Source organism: Variovorax soli (assembly GCF_031454625.1).
GTDB lineage: Bacteria > Pseudomonadota > Gammaproteobacteria > Burkholderiales > Burkholderiaceae_C > Variovorax > Variovorax soli_A.
Window position 1 is genome coordinate 164,351 of the sequence record NZ_JAVDRF010000008.1, and the last position, 19,989, is coordinate 184,339.

Below are 19,989 nucleotides of genomic sequence, written 5' to 3' on the forward strand. Positions count from 1 at the left end.
TCAGGCGCCGACGGAACGCAGCGACTCCGAAGTCAGGGTGAAGTAGCGGATGCCGATGGCATCCGAGACATGGTAGGCCGCGGTCTCGCAGGTCTCGAGCAATCGCACCAGCGCGCCGTGGTCCGCGTGGGGGCCGGGGTCGCACAGGTGTTCGAGGGTCCAGGTGGCCGGGTCCGGCAGCTCGTGCGAGAGCGCGGTGAGCTTGCCCGGTGCGCTGCCCGCGAGCCGCGCGATGCGCCCGCGCAGCGTCTGCGTGACCCAGGCCAGCGAGCGCGGGTTGTCTCCGTCCAGCACCACCAGGTCGACCAGGGTGGCGACGTCGCGGCGCTGCTGGTAGCGCGCGTGGAAGGTGATGGTGCTGTCGAACAGCGCGACCATGGCCTCGAAGCCGCTCATGTCATGCACCGAGCCGAGCTCGAAGCCGGCCGCGAGCGAGCTGGACAGGAAGGCCAGGCGCTCGATGTGGCGGCCGATGGAGAGCAGGCGCCAGGCGTCGTCGCGCGTCATGCGGTCGGTCTGCGCGCCGGTCATTGCGGACAGCGCGCTGCTGGTGGATTCGAGCATGCGCAGCGCGGCGGCGCTGGCGTAGCCGCTTTCGCCGCGCTCGCCGGCCAGCTCGGCGCTGCGGCGCATGAAGTCGGCCTCGGCGCGCACGATCTGGTTCCAGTGGTCCGGCGACAGCCGCTCGCGCACCGCGGCCGCGGCCTGGCGGATGCAGCGCAGGCTGTAGCCGACGCTGCCGCCCTCGTCGACGTCGCCCAGCTCCGCGATCAGCGCGCGCTCGAAGACGCGCCGCGAACGCGGCAGGCTGGGCACGTCGCGCGGCACCAGCGCGTTGCGCCGCGCCATGTCGTGGAGCCAGGTCAGCAGGGCGGGAGAAGAAGGGTCTTCGCCGCCGAGCAGGTCCAGCGTGAGCCGCGCCAGGCGCACGGCGTTTTCGGCGCGCTCGGTGTAGCGGCCCAGCCAGAACATGTTCTCGGCCGCGCGGCTGGTGACGGGCGCGCGATGGCGCGCCAGCGAGGCCGGCGTGGCGTGGGCCTGGAGCAGAGTGGTGCGGTCGACCTCGCCGTGCGTCTGCACCCACACGTCGGCACTGCTGCCGCCGCGCTGCATCGAGGCGATCTGCGCATCGGCCGCCGCCAGGCGCGCCAAGCCGCCGGGCAGCACGCGCCAGGACTGCGGGCCGACGCAGACCGCGAACACGCGCAGCAGCACCGCGCGCGGCGCGATGTGGCCGGCGCCGAGGTCCTCGGTCCAGGTCGGCATCTGCGAGATGGGCAGGTAGTTCTGCACCGTGTATTCCTCGCCCTCGCGCACGATGCGTCCGGCCCATTCGTCGAGCTCGCGCCGGCCCAGGCGGCTGCCGAGCAGGGTGTCGAAGCCGGCATGCCCGTCCTCGCCGGCGTAGGTGGACTTGATGGTGCAGCCGGCCAGCTGGGGCAGCACCGACTCCATCGCGGCGCGCTCGCCGCACCACCAGGTGGGCAGCGCCGGCAGCAGCAGCTTCTCGTCCAGCAGTCGGCGCGCCAGCGCGGGCAGGAAGCCGAGCAGCGCCGGCGATTCGAGAAAGGCCGAGCCCGGCGTGTTGGCCACCAGCACGTTGCCGGCGCGCACCGCCTGCAGCAGGCCGGGCACCCCGAGGGTGGAATCGGCCCGCAGTTCCAGCGGGTCGAGGAACTGGTCGTCCAGCCGCTTGATCAGCCCGTGTACCGGCCGCAGGCCCTGCAAGGTCTTGAGGTAGAGCCGCTGGTCGCGCACCGTGAGGTCGTTGCCCTCGACCAGCGTGATCCCCAGGTAGCGGGCGATATAGGCGTGCTCGAAGTAGGTCTCGTTGTAGGGCCCCGGCGTCAGCAGCACGATGTGGGGCGGCTGGCCGGCCGGGCACATGTGCTGCAGGCCTTCCATCATGGCGTTGTAGGTGGCGGCCAGGCGCTGCACGTGCAGCGCCTCGAAGGCCTGTGGGAACTGCCGTGCGATGGCCAGGCGGTTCTCGAGCAGGTAGCCCAGGCCCGATGGCGCCTGCGTGCGCTGCGACACCACCCACCAGTGGCCGTCGGGCCCGCGCGCGAGGTCCAGCGCGGCGATGCGCAGCCAGGTGTCGCCCGCCGGGCGCACGCCGTGCATGGCGCGCAGGTAGCCCGGGTTGCCGTGGACCAGGGCCGAGGGCAGCAGGCCTTCGGCCAGCAGCTGCTGCGGCCCGTAGACGTCGGCGAGGATGCGATCGAGCAGGCGCACGCGCTGCAGCGTGCCGGCCTCGATCGCGGCCCAGCTCTCGGGCGGCACGATCAGCGGGAAGAGATCGAGCGACCAGGGCCGCTGCGGGCCGTCGGCGTCGGCGTACACGTTGTAGGTGACGCCGTTGTCGCGGATCTGGCGCTCCAGGCTGACCGCGCGCCGCGGCAGGTCGCTGAAGCCCTCGGCGCCGAGCTGCTCGAAGAAGTCGGCCCAGTGCGGCGCCAGCGGCGCGCGTTCGTCGCCGGCCGGTGCCTCGGCAGGCATTGCGGGGGGCGGGGACGATGCATCGTGCAGCGGCGCCGGCTGCGAGGGCACGCCCAGCCGCGGCACGCTGGCCGGCGTGGCGAGTCCGCGCAGTTCGTCGAAATGCCCCGGCGCCGCAGGCGGCGCGAGCGACGAGGCCAGGGCGGCCGGCGATTCCAGCGCCTGGGCGTCGAAGAGGGATTCGTTCAAGGGGTCCAAGGTGCGTTCATTGTCACACCGACGAACGTGAAGACCGACATCCGCACGCGAAGGGTCCGAAGCGCTTCCTTTGCGGACGGATGTCGCTTCCGGACCCGCGATCCGTCAAACCCTTCGCAGATCCAGCGTGAAGGGAAACTCCCTGCTGCCCGCGATCTCGATGTTGGCCGGCGGCGTGCGCAGCTGCCCCGGCGTATGGCCCATGCTCGAAAAGCGCGACAGGCGCCGGCTCTCGGCCTCGTAGGCGTTGACGGGGAAGGTCTCGTAGTTGCGCCCGCCCGGATGGGCGACGAAGTACTGGCAGCCGCCGAGCGAGCGCTTCATCCAGGTGTCGACGATGTCGAAGGTCAGCGGCGCATGCACGCCGATGCTCGGATGCAGCGCCGAGGGCGGGTTCCAGGCCTTGTAGCGCACGCCGGCCACGAACTCGCCCGCCGTGCCGGTGGGCTGCAGCGGCAGCGCCTGGCCGTTGACGGTGATGGCGTAGCGGCTTTCGTTGAGCCCGGTCACGCGCACCTCCACGCGCTCCAGCGACGAGTCGACATAACGCACCGTGCCGCCGGCCGAGCCTTCCTCGCCCATCACGTGCCAGGGCTCGAGCGCGTTGCGCAGCGAGAGCTCCACGCCCATCGCCTGCACCTGGCCCAGCAGCGGAAAGCGGAACTCGAAGTGCGGCGCGAACCAGGCCGGGTCGAAGGCGAAGCCGGCCTGGCGCATCTCGCTGATCACGTCCTCGAAATCCATCTTGACGAAGGTGGACAGCAGGAAGCGGTCATGCAGCTCGGTGCCCCAGCGCGTGACGGGCGCGCGATAGGGCGCGTCCCAGAAGCGCGCGACCAGGGCGCGCAGCAGCAGCTGCTGCGCGATGCTCATGCGCGCATGCGGGGGCATCTCGAAGGCGCGCAGCTCCAGCAGGCCCAGGCGACCGGTGGTGGTGTCGGGCGAGTAGAGCTTGTCGATGCAGAACTCGCTGCGGTGCGTGTTGCCGGTGACGTCGACCAGGATGTTGCGCAGGGTGCGGTCGACCAGCCAGGGCGGCATGTCCTGGCCGTGGACCTCGCGGCTGCGCGCGATCTGGGCCAGCGCGATCTCGAGCTCGTAGACCTGGTCGTTGCGCGCCTCGTCGACCCGCGGCGCCTGGCTGGTCGGACCGATGAAGAGGCCCGAGAACAGGTAGCTGAGCGAGGGGTGGTTGTGCCAGTAGAGCAGCAGGCTCGCGAGCAGCTCGGGCCGGCGCAGGAAGGGGCTGTCGTCCGGCGTGGCGCCGCCCAGCACGAAGTGATTGCCGCCGCCGGTGCCGGTGTGGCGGCCGTCGGTCATGAACTTCTCGGCCGACAGCCGGGTCTCGAAGGCCGCGCCGTAGAGGAACTCGGTGTGCTCGACCAGCTCGCGCCAGTTGTGGGCCGGATGGATGTTGACCTCGATCACGCCCGGGTCGGGCGTGACCTGCAGCAGCTTGAGGCGCGGATCGCGCGGCGGCGGATAGCCTTCGATCACCACCCGCAGGTCGAGCTCGCCGGCCGTGGCCTCGACGGCGGCGAGCAGGTCGAGGTAGTCCTCCAGCCGCGCCAGCGGCGGCATGAAGACGTACAGCACACCCGAGGCGCTGCCGACTTTCTCGGCCGCGGGCCCGTTGGCGCGGCGCGGGTCGCGTACCTCGACGCAGAGCGCGGTTCGCGTGACCCAGTGGGCCGACTCGCCGCGTTTCGGATGGCGCAGCGCGGCCGACTCCACCGCGCCCTGCGCGCGCGCCGCCGCGGCATTGCCGTGCGCGGCCTGGAAGCGCACCGCGGTAAGCGACTGCTGCGGCGTGCCGAAGTCGTAGGGCACGTCGACGAGGTCGGGGGCGACGCCGGCCGGGCCGGCGTAGCGCGCGCGGAACAGGGCCGAGGCGGGCAGGGGCGCTCGCGGGGCGCTGGGGTCGCGCTCGATCAGGTAGGGGTAGTCGCCCTTGCTCGCCCACGGCTGCGAGTCCAGCGGCAGGCGATAGCCCATCGGCGAATCGCCGGGGATGAGGTAGAGGCGGTCGTCCCGCAGGAACCAGGGCCCGGTCTTCCAGGCCGGGCCGGCGAGGGCAGGCGCGTCGGTGTCGGCATTGGCGGCCTCGATGGGCAGCACATAGCCGATGACGGCATCCAGCTTCTGCGTGAACACGCGGCGCAGCCGAACGCGCTCCATCTCGTCGTCGAGCTTGGAGTCGAAGGGATCGACGTTCACCGGCAGGCGGCGCTCGCGCCAGAGGTAGTAGTAGACGTCCTCGTACCCGGCCTGCACGAAACGGTCGGTCAGGCCCAGCCTGTGCGCGAGGGCGCGCGTGAAGCGCCGCGCGTCGTCGCTGGTGTAGTGGGTGGGATGGCGCTCGTCGGCGAAGAGCTCGGGCCGGTGCCACACGGGCTGGCCGTCGGCGCGCCAGAAGATCGACAGCGCCCAGCGCGGCAGCTGCTCGCCGGGGTACCACTTGCCCTGCCCGAAATGCAGGAAGCCGCCCTGGCCGTACTCGTCGCGCAGCCGGTGCACCAGCTCGGTCGCGTAGCCGCGCTTGGTGGGGCCGAGCGCATCGGTGTTCCATTCGGCCGCGTCGCGGTCGCTGGTGGCGACGAAGGTGGGCTCGCCGCCCATGGTGAGGCGCACGTCGCCGGCGGCCAGGCGTGCATCGACTGCGTCGCCGAGGGCCAGCACCTCGGCCCATGCGTCCTCGGTGTAGGGCTTGGTCACACGCGGGGATTCGTGGATGCGCGTGATCTTCATCTCGTGGCCGAAGTCCACCTCGGCCTCGTCGACCGCGCCTTCGATCGGCGCCGCACTCGACGGCGTGGGCGTGCAGGCCAGCGGGATATGGCCTTCGCCGGCCATCAGGCCGGAGGTAGCGTCGAGGCCGATCCAGCCGGCGCCCGGCAGGTAGACCTCGCACCAGGCATGCAGGTCGGTGAAGTCGACGGTGGTGCCGCTCGGACCGTCGAGCGCCTTCACGTCCGGCGTGAGCTGGATCAGGTAGCCCGAGACGAAGCGCGCCGCCAGCCCGCAGTGGCGCAGCAGCTGCACCAGCAGCCAGCCCGAGTCGCGGCAGGAGCCCGAGGCATTGGCCAGCGTCTGCTCGGGCGTCTGCACGCCGGGCTCCATGCGGATCAGGTAGTTGACGTCCTGCTGCACCTGCTGGTTGAGGCCGACCAGGAAGTCGATGGTGCGCTGCGTATTGCGGTCGATCTTCTCGAGGTAGGCGGCCACCAGCGGCGTGGCCGCGTCGGCCACCAGGTAGGGCGCGAGCTCCTGCGCCTGCGATTCGGTGTACTTGAAAGGGAAGTTCTCGGCCTGCGGCTCGAGGAAGAAGTCGAAGGGGTTGTAGACCGCCATCTCGACCACCAGGTCGACCGTGACCTTGAACTCGCGCGTCTTCTCGGGGAATACCAGGCGCGCGAGGTAGTTGGCGAAGGGGTCCTGTTGCCAGTTGATGAAGTGCTGCTCGGGCTCGACCCGCAGCGAATACGAAATCACCTTGCTGCGGCAGTGCGGCGCCGGACGCAGGCGTACCACCTGGGGCCCCAGCTGCACCGGACGGTCGTATTTGTAATGGGTGACGTGATGGAGTGCGGCGTGGATGGACATTTTTTTCTGAAGCGTCGAAGGAGCCCCTGAACGAGGACGCATACTAGCTGACACGCATAGCAATTAGCGCGCCACAGAGTGCGGTCAAGGGAGGGATTGCAGCATGTCATCCGTGAGTGTTTCGTGACGCCCGACGCGCAAGGCCGCAGTTCGGGCTTCTTCGCTTTCATGGCCGGCTCGGTGCTCGGCGCGGCTCTGCAGTTGCAGCAGGCCGCGTTATGGACCAGCGCGATCTATGCGGCCCTGCTGGCGTTTGCCGCGGCGTGCCTGCTGTTGCTGCGCAGGTGGCGGCGATCCCTGCGCGTGCTGCTGCCGGCCATGCTGATCGCCGGAACGATGGCCGGCGCGGGACTCGCGGGCTGGCGCGCCTGCGCCTATGCGTCCGAGGCGCTGGTGCCCGCACTCGAAGGCCGCGACCTCGAGGTGTGGGGCGTGGTCTCGGAGATGCCGCAGCGTGGCGACGGGGCCGTGCGCTTTCTCTTCGATGTCGAGCGCGCGCGCTGGGCCGGCGATGCCGAACGCAGCCTGCCTCGCGCGCCCTCGCGCATCGCGCTGGGCTGGTATGCGGACAACACCGGCCTCTGGGGACGCGTGCCCGAGGACGCCTCGCGCGCCGAGCCCGCTGCCACGCCAGGGGTAGTGCATGCGGGCGAGCGCTGGCGCATGACGGTGCGCCTGAAGGCGCCGCACGGCAACCTCAATCCGCATGGCTTCGACCAGGAGCTGCGGCTCTGGGAGCAAGGCGTTCAGGCCAGCGGGTACGTGCGCACCGGCGCGCGCGATGCGCAGCCGGAGCGGCAGGCGCAGACCTGGCGCCATCCGGTCGAGCGGGCCCGCGAAGCGGTGCGCGACGCGATCTTCGAGCGCGTGGCCGAGCGCCGGCGGGCCGGCGTGATCGCGGCACTGGTCACCGGCGACCAGAACGCGATCGAGCGTGCCGACTGGGACGTGTTCCGCGCCACCGGTGTCGCGCACCTGATGTCGATCTCGGGCCTGCACATCACGATGTTCGCCTGGCTCGCCGCATGGGCGGTGGCTGCGGCCTGGCGGCGCAGCAGCCGTCTCATGCTGTGGCAGCCCGCCCCGCACGCGGGCCTGGTAGGCGGCGTGCTGCTGGCGGCGCTGTATGCGCTCTTCAGCGGCTGGGGGCTGCCCTCGCAGCGCACGGTGTGGATGCTCGCCACGGTCGCGCTGCTGCGCATCGCCGGACGGCAGTGGCCCTGGCCTTTCGTCTGGCTGTGCGCGTGCGCGGTGGTCGTGGCCCTCGATCCCTGGGCGCTGATGCAGGCGGGCTTCTGGCTCAGCTTCGTGGCGGTCGGCGTGTTGTTCGCCACCGGGTCGGCGCAGGAGGGGGGTGGCGGTGCCGTGGCGCGCCTGGCACGCATGGCGCGCGAGCAATGGGCGGTGACGCTGGCGCTGACGCCGCTGAGCCTGCTGCTGTTCCAGCAGGTCTCGAGCGTCGGCCTGCTGGCCAATGCCGTCGCCATCCCCTGGGTGACGCTGGTGCTGACGCCGCTTGCCATGCTCGGCGTGTTGCTGCCGTCGCTGTGGGACCTCGCCGCCTGGGCGGTGCAAGTGCTGGCCGTGGTGCTGCAGTGGCTGGCCGAGCTGCCGCTGGCGACACTGTCGGCGCCGGCGCCCGCGCTCTGGGCGAGCGTCGCCGGGGTGGCCGGCGGCGTGCTGTTGGCCATGCGCTTGCCCTGGGCGCTGCGCCTGCAGGGCCTGCCGCTGCTGCTGCCGGCCCTGCTCTGGCAGGCGCCGCGTCCGCCGGCGGGCGAGTTCGAGCTGCTGGCAGCCGACATCGGCCAGGGCAATGCGGTGCTGGTGCGCACCGCGACCCACAGCCTGCTGTATGACGCCGGTCCGCGCTACAGCCTGGAAAGCGATGCCGGCCACCGCGTCCTCGTGCCCTTGCTGCGGGCGCTGGGCGATCGGCTGGACACCGTCGTCCTGAGCCACCGCGACAGCGACCACACCGGCGGTGCGGCCGCGGTGCTGGCCATGCATCCTGCGGCCGAGCTGCGCAGCTCGATCGAAGCCGGGCACCCGCTGCAGCAGATGCGGCCGGTGCAGCGTTGCCTGGCCGGCCAGCAGTGGAGCTGGGACGGCGTGCGCTTCGAGATCCTCCATCCCGAGGAGGCCGACTATGCCGGCTTCACCAAGCCCAATGCGATCTCCTGCGTGCTGCGCGTCGGCAACGGCCGCGCCACCGCGCTGCTGACCGGGGACATCGAGCGGCTGCAGGAAGCGGCGTTGGTGGGGCGCACGCCGGTGCTGCAGGCCGACGTGCTGCTGGTCCCTCACCATGGGAGCAAGACCTCGTCGAGCGCCGCGCTGCTCGATGCGGTCAAGCCGCGCGTCGCGCTGGTTCAGGCCGGGTATCGCAACCGCTTCGGGCACCCGGCCGGGGAGGTGATGGCGCGCTATGCGGAGCGCGCCATTGCCGTGGTCGATTCCGCGCATTGCGGCGCCGCCGAATGGTCCAGCACGCACCCGGAAGCCGTGGGCTGCGAACGCCAGGAAAGCCGACGCTACTGGCATCACCAGCCGCCCTGAACGCCGCCTTGGGGTTAGCGTGAGCACGGTGTCTGGCCTTGAACTTGCTAAGCTACGGCCAAGGAGATTGGTCGTTCCATGCACAAATTCGACGAGATGTACGAGCAGCTGCCCTATTCGGGCGCAGCGATCCGGAACCATTACAAGCGCTACGACCAGTGGCTCGCGAAGCAACCCGGCGAGGTGATGCGTTCGCGGCGCGAGGAAGCGGAGATGATCTTCCGCCGGGTGGGCATCACCTTCGCCGTCTATGGCGCGAAGGACGAGGACGGTTCGGGCACCGAACGCCTGATTCCCTTCGACCTGCTGCCGCGCATCATCCCTGCCCACGAATGGGAGAGCATGGAAAAAGGCCTGGTGCAGCGCGTGACGGCGCTCAACCGCTTCATCCACGACGTCTACCATGGGCAGGAGATCGTCAAGGCCGGCGTGGTGCCCTCGGAGCAGATCTTCAACAACGCGCAGTACCGGCCCGAGATGGTGGGCGTGAAGGTGCCCAACGATGTGTACTCGCACATCGCCGGCATCGACATCGTGCGTGCCCCCGACGCCAGCGGCAACGGCGAGTACTACGTGCTGGAAGACAACCTGCGCGTGCCCAGCGGCGTGAGCTACATGCTCGAGAACCGCAAGATGATGATGCGGCTCTTCCCCGAGCTCTTCAGCCAGAACCGCGTCGCGCCGGTGGCGCACTACCCCGACCTGCTGCTCGAGACCCTGCGCGCTTCCGCACCGCCGGCCACTGCCGAGCCCACGGTGGTGGTGCTCACGCCGGGCATGTACAACAGCGCCTACTTCGAGCATGCCTTCCTCGCGCAGCAGATGGGCGTGGAACTGGTCGAGGGGCAGGACCTCTTCGTCAAGGACGACTTCGTCTACATGCGCACCACCCGCGGACCGCGGCGCGTCGATGTGATCTACCGCCGCGTGGACGACGACTTCCTCGACCCCGAGGTGTTCCGCCCGACCTCCACCCTGGGCTGCGCCGGCCTGATGCGCGCCTATCGCGAGGGCAACGTCGTGATCTGCAATGCCGTCGGCACCGGCGTGGCGGACGACAAGTCGATCTATCCCTACGTGCCGAAGATGATCGAGTTCTACCTGGGCGAGCAGCCGATCCTCAAGAACGTGCCGACCTGGATGTGCCGCAACAAGGAAGACCTCGACTACACCCTCGCCCACATGAAGGACCTGGTGGTCAAGGAAGTGCACGGCGCCGGCGGCTACGGCATGTTGATCGGCCCGGCCGCGACGCAGGCCGAGATCGAGGACTTCAAGAAGGCCGTCCTGGCCAAGCCCGACGGCTACATCGCGCAGCCGACGCTGAGCCTGTCGACCTCGCCCACCTTCGTCGAGTCGGGCATCGCGCCGCGCCACATCGATCTGCGGCCCTTCGTGCTCTCGGGCAAGGAGGTGCAGATGGTGCCGGGCGGCCTCACGCGCGTCGCGCTCAAGGAGGGCTCGCTGGTGGTCAACTCCTCGCAGGGCGGGGGCACCAAGGACACCTGGATTCTCGAGGGCGACCGGCGAACCAAGCCGCGCGGCGATGCGCCGGACGGGACACGGGGCCAGACACAATCCCAGACCCAGTCGAGCTGACGGAGGAAAAGAACACCATGCTTTCGCGCACCGCCGATCACCTCTACTGGATGTCCCGCTACACCGAGCGTGCGGAGAACACCGCCCGCATGCTCGACGTGAACTACCAGACCTCGTTGCTGCCGCAGTCGGCCGAAGTCGCCAAGTACGGCTGGCAGGGCCTGTTGTCCATCAGCGAGCTGCTCCCCGCCTTCGACGAGAAGTACGACCAGATCACGCCCGACCGGGTGATGGAGTTCATGGTCAAGGACGAGTCCAATCCTTCGTCCATCCTGTCGTGCCTGCGTGCCGCGCGCGAGAACGCGCGCGCCGTGCGGGGTGCGCTCACCACCGAATCGTGGGAGACGCAGAACACCACCTGGCTCGAGGTCAACCGCATGCTGCGCGCCGGCGATTTCGAGCGCGACCCGGGGCAGTTCTTCGAATGGGTCAAGTTCCGCTCGCACCTGTCGCGCGGCGTGACCGTCGGCACCATGCTGCAGGACGAGGCCTTCCACTTCTCGCGCTTGGGCACCTTCATCGAGCGGGCCGACAACACGGCACGCCTGGTCGACGTGAAGTTCCACGCGCTCAACAGCGAGTTCTTCGGCACCGCGACCGAGGAGGACCAGGAGTACGACTTCTATCACTGGAGCGCCATCCTGCGCAGCGTCTCGGCCTTCGAGATCTACCGAAAGGTCTACCGCGACGTGATCAAGCCCGAGCGCGTGGCCGAACTGCTGATCCTGCGCGCGGACATGCCGCGCTCGCTGCACGCGAGCCTGGTCGAGGTGGTGAACGATCTCGCGAAGGTCCAGAACGACCAGAGCGCCGAGACCCAGCGGCGCGCCGGCAAGCTGCTGGCCGACCTGCAGTACGCGCGGGTGGACGAGATCCTCGCAACCGGCCTGCACGCGTACCTCACGCAGTTCCTCGACCGGGTGAACGACCTGGGCTGGCGGATCAGCCAGGACTTCCTGGTGCCGGGGCACTGAAGGGTTTAATCCCAAGCGCGCGGCATGCGGGCGTGCCGTAAGGCGCAAGTTTTATCGATTTCAAGTATCGACTTTTGGAGGGGGTGCACTTCGTTGCGACCCCGCCATCCTTCGGCTATCGTCTCCCGCCACACAAGGCAAGGCTCGGGGAGTGGCGGTGAGGGAGTAGTACAGGGGGCCGCATTGGCGGCGGGTTCGCGCGCGAAAGTGATTGGCGCGCGAACCTCGAACCCCGCACCGCCTGCGTCGCACGCCATCGCGTGCCTTTCACACCAGCGTCGCCCTCCGCACTGCCAGCTCCCACAGCCCCATCTTCTCCTGCGCCTTCTCCCGGCTCAGCGTGGGCATGAAGCGGCGCTCGATGCGCCATTGCTTCGACAGCTCCCCGACATCGCGGTACACGCCGGTCGAAAGTCCTGCCAGGTAGGCCGCGCCAAGGGCCGTGGTCTCGATGACTTCCGGCCGCACGACCGGAATCCCCAGCAGGTCCGCCTGGAACTGCATCAGCAGATCGTTGACGGCAGCGCCGCCATCCACGCGCAGTTCGGCCACGGGCGTGCCACCCGCGGTCACCGCATCGCGGCTCATGGCCTGCAGCAAGGCGGCGCTCTGGTAGGCGATGCTCTCCAGCGCCGCGCGCGCGATGTGCGCCACGGTGGTACCGCGCGTCAGGCCGGTGATGGTGCCGCGCGCATCCGCGTTCCAGTATGGCGCGCCGAGCCCGGTGAAGGCCGGCACCATCATCACGCCGCCCGCATCGGGCACGCTCTCGGCCAGCGCCTGCACCTGCGCGCTGCCCTGGATCGCCTTCAAGCCGTCGCGCAACCACTGCACCACCGCGCCGCCGACGAAGACGCTGCCTTCCATCGCGTACTGCGGCGCCATGCCGATCGTCTGCGCGGCGCTGGTCACGAGCAGCCCGTTGTGCGATGGCTGGAAGTTCGCTCCGGTGTGCATCAGCAGGAAGCAGCCGGTGCCGTAGGTGTTCTTGGCCATGCCGGCCTCGAAGCAGGCTTGGCCGAAGAGGGCGCTTTGCTGGTCGCCGGCCACGCCGCCGACGGGCAGCGGGCGATCGAACAGGCCGGCAACGGTGTCGGCGAAGTGCGTGCTCGAAGGCCGGACCTCGGGCATCAGCGAGGCGGGGATGTCCAGCGCCTTCAGCAGGTCGGCATCCCACTGGTGGGTGTGCACGTTGAAGAGCATGGTGCGCGAGGCATTGGTGACGTCGCTCACGTGCTGCTTGCCGCCGGTCAGCTGCCAGATGAGCCAGCTGTCCACGGTGCCGAAGGCCAGCTCGCCGCGCTCGGCCGCGGCGCGCGCGCCGGGCACGTGATCGAGCAGCCAGCGCAGCTTGGTGGCGGAGAAGTAGGCGTCGATGACCAGGCCGGTCTTCTGCTGGATGGTGCCGGTCATGCCGTCCTCGCGCAGCTTCGCGCACAGGGGCTCGGCGCGGCGGTCCTGCCAGACGATGGCGTGGTGCACGGGCTGGCCGGTCTTGCGGTTCCACAGCACCGTGGTCTCGCGCTGGTTGGTGATGCCTATCGCGTGGATGTCGCTCGCCTTCAGCTTCGCCTTGGCGAGCACCTCGCGCGCCGTGGCGAGCTGGCTGCTCCAGATCTCCATCGGGTCGTGCTCGACCCAGCCGGGCTGCGGGTAGATCTGCGTGAGCTCCCGCTGCGCGATGGCGACGATGCGGCCCTCGCGGTCGAACACGATGCTGCGGGAACTGGAGGTGCCCTGGTCGAGGGCGAGCAGGTAGGTCATCGGAAGGTCCTCGATCAATGTTCGCGCGCGATCTCGCAGCGGACTTGCGCCTGTGCCAGCAGTTCGGGGAAGGGCGGCGGCGGCTCCGCGTCGGTGAACAGGCAGTCGATCTGCGACAGCTTGGCCAGCTCGATCATGGCCGGGCGGTTGAACTTGCTCGAATCGGCCGCGAGCCAGACCTCGCGCGCCTGCGCGATGATCGTCTGCGCCACCTTCACCTCGCGCAGGTCGAAGTCGCGCAGCGTGCCGTCGGCCTCGATGCTGGAGACGCCGATCAGCGCGATGTCGACCTTGAACTGGCGGATGAAATCGACCGTGGCCTCGCCCACGATCGCGCGGTCGCGCAGCCGCACCGAGCCGCCCGCCACGATCACTTCGCAGTTCGGGTTGTCGCTCAGGATGGTCGCCACGTTGAGGTTGTTGGTGATCACGCGCAGCCCCGTGTGCTTGAGCAGCGCCTTGGCGATTGCCTCGGTGGTGGTGCCGATGTTCAGGATCAGCGAGCAGTCGTTCGGCACCCGTGCCGCCACGGCGCGCGCGATGCGCGCCTTGCCCTCGGCGTGCAGGGTCCCGCGCTGCTGGTAGCCGATGTTCTCGGTGGTCGAACTCGGCACGCGCACGCCGCCGTGGAAGCGCGTCAGCAAACCTTCGTCGGCCAGGCGCTGGACGTCGCGGCGCACCGTCTGCAGGGTCACGTCGAGCATGTCGGCCAGCTGTTCGACGGTGACCGAGCCGCGCGTGCGCACGGTGTTGAGGAGTTTGAGCTGGCGGGGATTCGAATTCACGCGAATGAAAAGAGCGCAGGGCGCGCTACTTTAGAACGAAAGAAAACGAATGGAGTTAAGGGTTAACGACTAGAAATATCGCGCATTAAGGAATCAAAATGAAAAAAAGCGAAAACGCTTCGACCGAAAATTCCAGAGACCCGAGAGCCTGATTCCAAGACCGTGAGCGCAACCCCTCCCACCTCCCCGGCCGCGGCCGAGGCCGCCTGCGACGTGCTGATCGTCGGCGGCGGCATCAACGGCTGCGGCATCGCGCGCGATCTGGCGGGCCGCGGCTGGCGCGTGCTGCTGTGCGAGAAGGACGACCTCGCGGCGCACACCTCCTCTTCTTCCACCAAGCTGATCCACGGCGGGCTGCGCTATCTCGAGTACTACGAGTTCTCGCTGGTGCGCAAGGCGCTGCAGGAACGCGAGGTGCTGCTGCGCAGTGCGCCGCACATCATGTGGCCGCTGCGCTTCGTGATGCCGCACGATCCTTCGATGCGGCCGGCCTGGATGGTGCGCATCGGTCTCTTCCTTTACGACCATCTGGCCCGGCGCGAGGTGCTGCCGGGTTCGCGCGCGGTGGACCTGCGCACGCATGCAGCCGGCGCGCCGCTCAAGCCGCAGTTCAAGCGCGGCTTCGTGTATTCGGACGGCTGGGTCGACGACGCGCGCCTGGTGGTGCTCAACGCGCTGGACGCGCGCGCCAAGGGCGCCGAGGTGCTGACGCGCACCCGCTGCCTGAGCGCGCAGCGCGATGCCGGCGGCTGGACCGCGGTGCTCGAAGGCCCGTCCGGCCGTCGCACGGTGCGCGCCCGCGCCGTCGTGAATGCCGCCGGCCCGTGGGCCGAGTCCTTCCTGCGCGGCGTGGCGCGGCCCGCCAAGGGCGAGGCGCTTGCGACCAGGCACCTGCGGCTGGTCAAGGGCAGCCACATCGTCGTGCCGCGCCTGTTCGCGCACGAGCACGCGTACATCTTCCAGAACCCCGACAAGCGGATCATCTTCGCGATCCCCTACCAGGACGCCTTCACGCTGATCGGTACCACCGACATCGAGCTGAACGGCGACGACCCCGGCGCGGCGCGCATCGGCACGGATGAGATCGACTACCTCTGCACCCAGGCCAGCCGCTATTTCGCCAAGCCGGTCGCGCCGGCCGACGTGGTGTGGACCTATTCCGGCGTGCGCCCGCTGCTCGACGATGCCTCGGGCGACCCCTCGGCGGTGACGCGCGACTACATGCTCGAATCGAACACCACCGCGGCGCCGCTGCTGTCGGTGTGGGGCGGCAAGATCACCACCTTCCGCAAGCTCTCGGAGGATGCGGCCGGCGAGGTGGGCCGCATGCTCGGCGAGGCGCGCCCCGCCTGGACCGAGGGCGCCTTCCTGGCAGGCGGCGACCTGTCCGATTGGATTGGCGCCGCCGCCCGGCCGGATGACGATTTCGAACGTTTCGTCGCGGCGGTCCGCGCGAAGCACCCCTGGCTCGACGCCGCGCTGGCGCGCCGGCTCGCGCGCGCCTACGGCGCCCGCATCTCGGCCGTGATCGGCGAGGCGCAATCGATGGACGACATGGGCCCGGCCGTGGCTCCCGGCTTGCACGAGCGCGAGCTGCGCTACCTGCGGGACGAGGAATGGGCGTGCAGCGGCGACGATGTTCTGTGGCGCCGCTCGAAGCTCGGGCTTCATTTCACGCAGGAAGAACGCGAACGGGTCGGCGCATGGATGCAGCAGCAGATCCGTGCGCCGCGACAGCAAGAAGGAGTTGCATGCAGTTGACACTCGAGCGCGTCACCAAGAAGGTGGGTGCGCAGACCTGGCTCTACGAGCAGAGCATCGCGCCGAGGCACGGCGCGGTGACGGTGCTGCTCGGCGCCACGCAAGCCGGCAAGACCAGCCTGATGCGGCTGATGGCCGGGCTGGACACGCCCACCTCGGGCCTGGTCCTGGTCGACGGCAAGGACGTGACCGGCGTGCCGGTGCGCGAGCGCAACGTGGCGATGGTCTACCAGCAGTTCATCAACTACCCGTCGCTGAAGGTGGCCGAGAACATCGGCTCGCCGCTGAAGCTGCGCGGGGAGAAGAACATCGAGGCGCGCGTGCGCGAGCTGGCCGACAAACTGAGTATCGGCATGTTCCTCGACCGCTACCCGGCCGAGCTCTCCGGCGGCCAGCAGCAGCGCGTGGCGCTGGCGCGCGCGCTGGCCAAGAACGCGCCGCTGGTGCTGCTCGACGAGCCGCTGGTCAACCTGGACTACAAGTTGCGCGAGGGCCTGCGCGAGGAGCTCACGCAGCTCTTTGCCACCGGCGACTCGACCGTGATCTACGCCACCACCGAGCCCGGCGAGGCGCTGCTGCTGGGCGGCTACACGGCCGTGATGGATGCCGGCGAGCTGCTGCAGTACGGCCCCACGGCCGAGGTCTTCCACGCGCCGCAGTCGCTGCGCGTGGCGCGTGCCTTCAGCGACCCGCCGATGAACCTGCTGGCCGGGCGCGTGACGGCTGGTGGCGTGCAGCTCGCCGGCGGTCCGCTGGTGCCGATCGCGCTCCCGGCGGGCGTCGAAGGCACGGTCACGATCGGCCTGCGCGCCAGCGCGCTGGACGTGCGGCAGGGGGAGGGCGGCATCGCGATCCCGGGCCGGGTCGAGCTGGCCGAGATCTCGGGCTCCGACACCTACGTGCATGCCGAGACCCTGGTGGGCGAACTGGTGGCGCAGCTGACGGGCGTGCATCGCTTCGAGCTGGGCGCCGCCATCACGCTCCATTTCCCGGCCGCCCAGGCCTATGTGTTCGACGCGTCGGAGCGCCTGGTCGTTGCGCCCGCCTGGCGCAGGAAGGGAGGCTGAGATGGCACGCATCGACCTCGACCTGGCCCATGCCTACCGGGCGAATCCGACGCAGGACAGCGACTATGCGCTGCTGCCGCTCAAGATGAGCTTCCGCGACGGCGGCGCCTACGCCTTGCTCGGCCCCTCGGGCTGCGGCAAGACGACCATGCTCAACATCATCTCGGGTTTGCTGGCCCCGTCGCGCGGCACCGTCAGCTTCGACGGGCGCGATGTCACGCATGCGTCGCCGCAGGAGCGCAACATCGCGCAGGTGTTCCAGTTCCCCGTGATCTACGACACCATGACCGTCGCCGAGAACCTGGCCTTCCCGCTGCGCAACCGCAAGCTGCCCGCCGACCAGATCCGCAAGCGCGTGGGCGAGATCGCCGAGATGCTCGACATGAGCGGTCAGCTCAACCAGCGCGCCGCCGGCCTGGCCGCCGATGCCAAGCAGAAGATCTCGCTGGGCCGCGGGCTGGTGCGCAGCGACGTATCGGCCGTGCTCTTCGACGAGCCGCTGACGGTGATCGACCCGAACCTCAAGTGGCAGCTGCGGCGCAAGCTCAAGCAGATCCACCGCGAGCTCAAGCTCACGCTGATCTACGTCACGCACGACCAGGTGGAAGCGCTGACCTTCGCCGAGGAAGTGGTGGTGATGACGCGCGGCAAGGCGGTGCAGGTGGGCAGCGCCGATGCGCTCTTCGAACGCCCGGCCCATACCTTCGTCGGCCATTTCATCGGCTCGCCCGGCATGAACTTCCTGCCGGTGCAGAGCAGCGGCTGGTCGCTCGAGGTCGCGGGCATGCGGCTCACGACGCCGCGCACGCTGCCCGAGGGCGCGCTCAAGCTGGGCATCCGTCCCGAGTACGTCACGCTGGCCGAGGCGAACGCGGCCGGCGCGCTGGCGGCGAGCGTCGTGCAGTTGCAGGACGTGGGCACCCACCAGATGCTGACGGCGCAGGCGGGGGAGAGCGTGATCAAGGCGCGGCTTCCGTCCGAGGTGCAGGTTCCGCCGGCCGGCTCGCCGGTCTGGCTGAAGGTGATGGACACGCATACGTGCTTCTACCGTGACGAGGAGCTGGTGGTATGAGCGCAGCGCAGAACCGCTTCAAGCAAGCTCGCGGCCCCCTGGGGAGCAGCGAGGACACGACGTGCCGAGGGTGGAGGCAGGGATGAACGGACAGAACAAACCCATCAACCAGAAGGCCTGGTGGCTGGTGCTGCCGGTGCTGCTGTGCGTGGCCTTCTCGGCCATCGTGCCGCTGATGACGGTGGTCAACTATTCGGTGCAGGACATCATCTCGCCCGAGCGCCGCGTTTTCGTCGGCACCGAGTGGTTCGCCGCGGTGATGCGCGACGACGAGCTGCATGGGGCGCTGTGGCGCCAGCTCGGTTTTTCGCTGGCGGTGCTGCTGGTCGAGATCCCGCTGGGCATCTGCCTGGCGCTGTCGATGCCATCGACGGGCTGGAAGTCGTCGGCCGTGCTGGTGGTCATCGCGCTGTCGCTGCTGATCCCCTGGAACGTGGTGGGCACCATCTGGCAGATCTACGGGCGCGCCGATATCGGCCTGCTCGGCTGGGCCCTGCAGCGGCTGGGCATCGACTACAACTACACGGGCAGCGCGACCGATGCCTGGATCACGGTGCTGGTGATGGACGTCTGGCACTGGACGCCGCTGGTCGCACTGCTGTGCTATGCAGGCCTGCGCTCCATTCCCGATGCGTACTACCAGGCGGCGCGCATCGACGGCGCCAGCCGCTTCGCCGTGTTCCGCTACATCCAGCTGCCCAAGATGCGCGGCGTGCTGATGATCGCGGTGCTGCTGCGCTTCATGGACAGCTTCATGATCTACACCGAGCCCTTCGTGCTGACCGGCGGCGGGCCGGGTAACGCCACCACCTTCCTGAGCCAGTACCTCACGCAGAAGGCCGTGGGCCAGTTCGATCTGGGGCCGGCGGCGGCGTTCTCGCTGATCTACTTCCTGATCATCCTGCTGTTCTGCTTCGTGCTCTACAACTGGATGCAGCGGGTCGGGACCCAGGCCGTGGAGGAGCCGACATGAACGAACGCAGATTCCGCAAGCGCAGCATCTTCCTGCTGCTCTACATCCTTTTCGCCCTGTTGCCCATCTACTGGATGATCAACATGAGCTTCAAGACCAACGAGGAGATCCTTTCGAGCTTCTCCTTCTTTCCGCAGCAGTTCACCTGGGGCAATTACGCGCGCATCTTCACCGACGAGTCCTGGTACTCGGGCTACATCAACAGCCTGATCTACGTCGGCATCAACACCGTGGTCTCGCTCACGGTGGCGCTGCCGGCGGCCTATGCCTTCTCGCGCTACTCCTTCCTCGGCGACAAGCACATCTTCTTCTGGCTGCTGACCAACCGCATGACGCCGCCGGCGGTGTTCCTGCTGCCCTTTTTCCAGCTCTACACCACGGTCGGGCTGATGGACACGCACCTGGGCGTGGCGCTGGCGCACCTGCTCTTCAACGTGCCGCTGGCGGTGTGGATTCTCGAAGGCTTCATGAGCGGCATTCCGCGCGAGATCGACGAGACGGCGTACATCGACGGCTACTCCTTCCCGCGCTTCTTCCTCACCATCTTCCTGCCGCTGATCAAGGCAGGGGTCGGCGTCGCGGCCTTCTTCTGCTTCATGTTCAGCTGGGTCGAGCTGCTGCTGGCGCGCACGCTGACCAGCGTGAACGCCAAGCCGATCGTGGCGACGATGACGCGCACCGTGAGCGCCTCCGGCATGGACTGGGCCACGCTGGCGGCGGCGGGGGTGCTGACGATCGTGCCGGGCGCGATCGTGATCTGGTTCGTGCGGCATTACATCGCGAAGGGCTTCGCGATGGGCCGAGTCTGAAGGAGACGCGAGATGTTCGATTGGATGGTCTGGACCACGCCCGTGGCGGTCTTCTTCTGCTGCATCGCGCTGATGCTGGTCGGCATGACGGTGTGGGAGCTCAAGTCGCCCACCACCCTGCGCCGCGGCTGGCTGCCGATGGAAACCACGCGCGGCGACCGGCTCTTCATCGGCCTGCTGATCGCCGCCTACATCAACCTGGTCTTCATCGGCCTGGCGGGCAAGTTCCAGGAGTGGCTGGCGCTGGAGGCGGAGCCCTCGATCTGGATCAGCTTCGTGCTGTCGATGCTGGTGCTGGCGCTGGTCATGCGCAAGGGCTGAGCATTCTT

Annotated in this window: 13 protein-coding genes; 9 read left to right on the top strand and 4 right to left on the bottom strand. The window is 69.0% G+C overall.

What is annotated here, in order from left to right; genetic code table 11:
- Both J2739_RS18770 and J2739_RS18775 read right to left on the bottom strand, forming a co-directional pair.
- On the bottom strand, nt 1-2,697 hold the full coding sequence (locus J2739_RS18770) for a circularly permuted type 2 ATP-grasp protein (RefSeq protein ID WP_309904360.1): 2,697 nt from the start codon (nt 2,695-2,697) through the stop codon (nt 1-3).
- Between the two features lie 105 nt (nt 2,698-2,802).
- Nucleotides 2,803-6,300 carry a transglutaminase family protein gene (locus J2739_RS18775; protein ID WP_309904362.1) on the bottom strand — a complete coding sequence of 1,166 codons (3,498 nt, stop codon included), beginning with the start codon at nt 6,298-6,300 and terminating at the stop codon, nt 2,803-2,805.
- Nucleotides 6,301-6,468: 168 nt separating this feature from the next.
- Between J2739_RS18775 and J2739_RS18780 the strand changes: the two genes are divergently transcribed.
- From J2739_RS18780 to J2739_RS18790, 3 genes are all read left to right on the top strand, one after another.
- A complete protein-coding gene (locus J2739_RS18780; RefSeq protein WP_309904465.1) occupies nt 6,469-8,856 on the top strand; it encodes a DNA internalization-related competence protein ComEC/Rec2 in 2,388 nt (795 codons plus the stop codon).
- A 78-nt stretch (nt 8,857-8,934) separates the two neighbouring features.
- On the top strand, nt 8,935-10,455 hold the full coding sequence (locus J2739_RS18785) for a circularly permuted type 2 ATP-grasp protein (RefSeq protein ID WP_309904364.1): 1,521 nt from the start codon (nt 8,935-8,937) through the stop codon (nt 10,453-10,455).
- A 17-nt stretch (nt 10,456-10,472) separates the two neighbouring features.
- Nucleotides 10,473-11,429 (top strand): alpha-E domain-containing protein, encoded by a 957-nt coding sequence (locus tag J2739_RS18790; protein ID WP_309904366.1) that lies wholly within the window; start codon nt 10,473-10,475, stop codon nt 11,427-11,429.
- Nucleotides 11,430-11,696: 267 nt separating this feature from the next.
- On the opposite strand, the gene glpK is transcribed toward J2739_RS18790, so the two are convergent.
- Nucleotides 11,697-13,193, bottom strand: a complete 1,497-nt coding sequence (gene glpK, locus J2739_RS18795; protein WP_309904368.1) for a glycerol kinase GlpK — start codon at nt 13,191-13,193, stop codon at nt 11,697-11,699.
- Between the two features lie 14 nt (nt 13,194-13,207).
- Nucleotides 13,208-13,978, bottom strand: a complete 771-nt coding sequence (locus J2739_RS18800) for a DeoR/GlpR family DNA-binding transcription regulator (protein WP_309904370.1) — start codon at nt 13,976-13,978, stop codon at nt 13,208-13,210.
- A 162-nt stretch (nt 13,979-14,140) separates the two neighbouring features.
- Here J2739_RS18800 and glpD point away from each other — a divergent pair, with 162 nt between their 5' ends.
- The 6 genes from glpD (at nt 14,141) to J2739_RS18830 (ending at nt 19,981) form a co-directional block, all read left to right on the top strand.
- Nucleotides 14,141-15,739 (top strand): glycerol-3-phosphate dehydrogenase, encoded by a 1,599-nt coding sequence (glpD, locus tag J2739_RS18805; protein WP_309904371.1) that lies wholly within the window; start codon nt 14,141-14,143, stop codon nt 15,737-15,739.
- The gene (locus J2739_RS18810; protein ID WP_309904373.1) at nt 15,730-16,806 is read left to right on the top strand and encodes an ABC transporter ATP-binding protein; all 1,077 of its coding nucleotides are present in this window, start codon (nt 15,730-15,732) and stop codon (nt 16,804-16,806) included. Before glpD ends, J2739_RS18810 begins: the two co-directional genes overlap by 10 nt.
- 1 nt (nt 16,807) lies before the next feature.
- A complete protein-coding gene (locus J2739_RS18815) occupies nt 16,808-17,878 on the top strand; it encodes an ABC transporter ATP-binding protein (RefSeq protein ID WP_309904375.1) in 1,071 nt (356 codons plus the stop codon).
- An 82-nt stretch (nt 17,879-17,960) separates the two neighbouring features.
- Nucleotides 17,961-18,851, top strand: coding sequence for a carbohydrate ABC transporter permease (locus tag J2739_RS18820; RefSeq protein WP_309904377.1), 891 nt, complete (start codon nt 17,961-17,963; stop codon nt 18,849-18,851).
- Nucleotides 18,848-19,660, top strand: a complete 813-nt coding sequence (locus J2739_RS18825) for a carbohydrate ABC transporter permease (protein WP_309904379.1) — start codon at nt 18,848-18,850, stop codon at nt 19,658-19,660. Before J2739_RS18820 ends, J2739_RS18825 begins: the two co-directional genes overlap by 4 nt.
- Nucleotides 19,661-19,672: 12 nt before the next feature.
- On the top strand, nt 19,673-19,981 hold the full coding sequence (locus J2739_RS18830; protein ID WP_309904380.1) for a DUF2160 domain-containing protein: 309 nt from the start codon (nt 19,673-19,675) through the stop codon (nt 19,979-19,981).
- Nucleotides 19,982-19,989: the final 8 nt, after the last annotated feature.

Bases quoted from the DNA above. Each gene is read 5' to 3' on its own strand.
- J2739_RS18775 (WP_309904362.1), bottom strand. From the start codon at position 6,300: ATGTCCATCCACGCCGCACTCCATCACGTCACCCATTACAAATACGAC.
- J2739_RS18780 (WP_309904465.1), top strand. From the start codon at position 6,469: ATGGCCGGCTCGGTGCTCGGCGCGGCTCTGCAGTTGCAGCAGGCCGCG.
- J2739_RS18785 (WP_309904364.1), top strand. From the start codon at position 8,935: ATGCACAAATTCGACGAGATGTACGAGCAGCTGCCCTATTCGGGCGCA.
- J2739_RS18790 (WP_309904366.1), top strand. From the start codon at position 10,473: ATGCTTTCGCGCACCGCCGATCACCTCTACTGGATGTCCCGCTACACC.
- glpK (WP_309904368.1), bottom strand. From the start codon at position 13,193: ATGACCTACCTGCTCGCCCTCGACCAGGGCACCTCCAGTTCCCGCAGC.
- J2739_RS18810 (WP_309904373.1), top strand. From the start codon at position 15,730: ATGCAGTTGACACTCGAGCGCGTCACCAAGAAGGTGGGTGCGCAGACC.
- J2739_RS18815 (WP_309904375.1), top strand. From the start codon at position 16,808: ATGGCACGCATCGACCTCGACCTGGCCCATGCCTACCGGGCGAATCCG.
- J2739_RS18820 (WP_309904377.1), top strand. From the start codon at position 17,961: ATGAACGGACAGAACAAACCCATCAACCAGAAGGCCTGGTGGCTGGTG.
- J2739_RS18825 (WP_309904379.1), top strand. From the start codon at position 18,848: ATGAACGAACGCAGATTCCGCAAGCGCAGCATCTTCCTGCTGCTCTAC.
- J2739_RS18830 (WP_309904380.1), top strand. From the start codon at position 19,673: ATGTTCGATTGGATGGTCTGGACCACGCCCGTGGCGGTCTTCTTCTGC.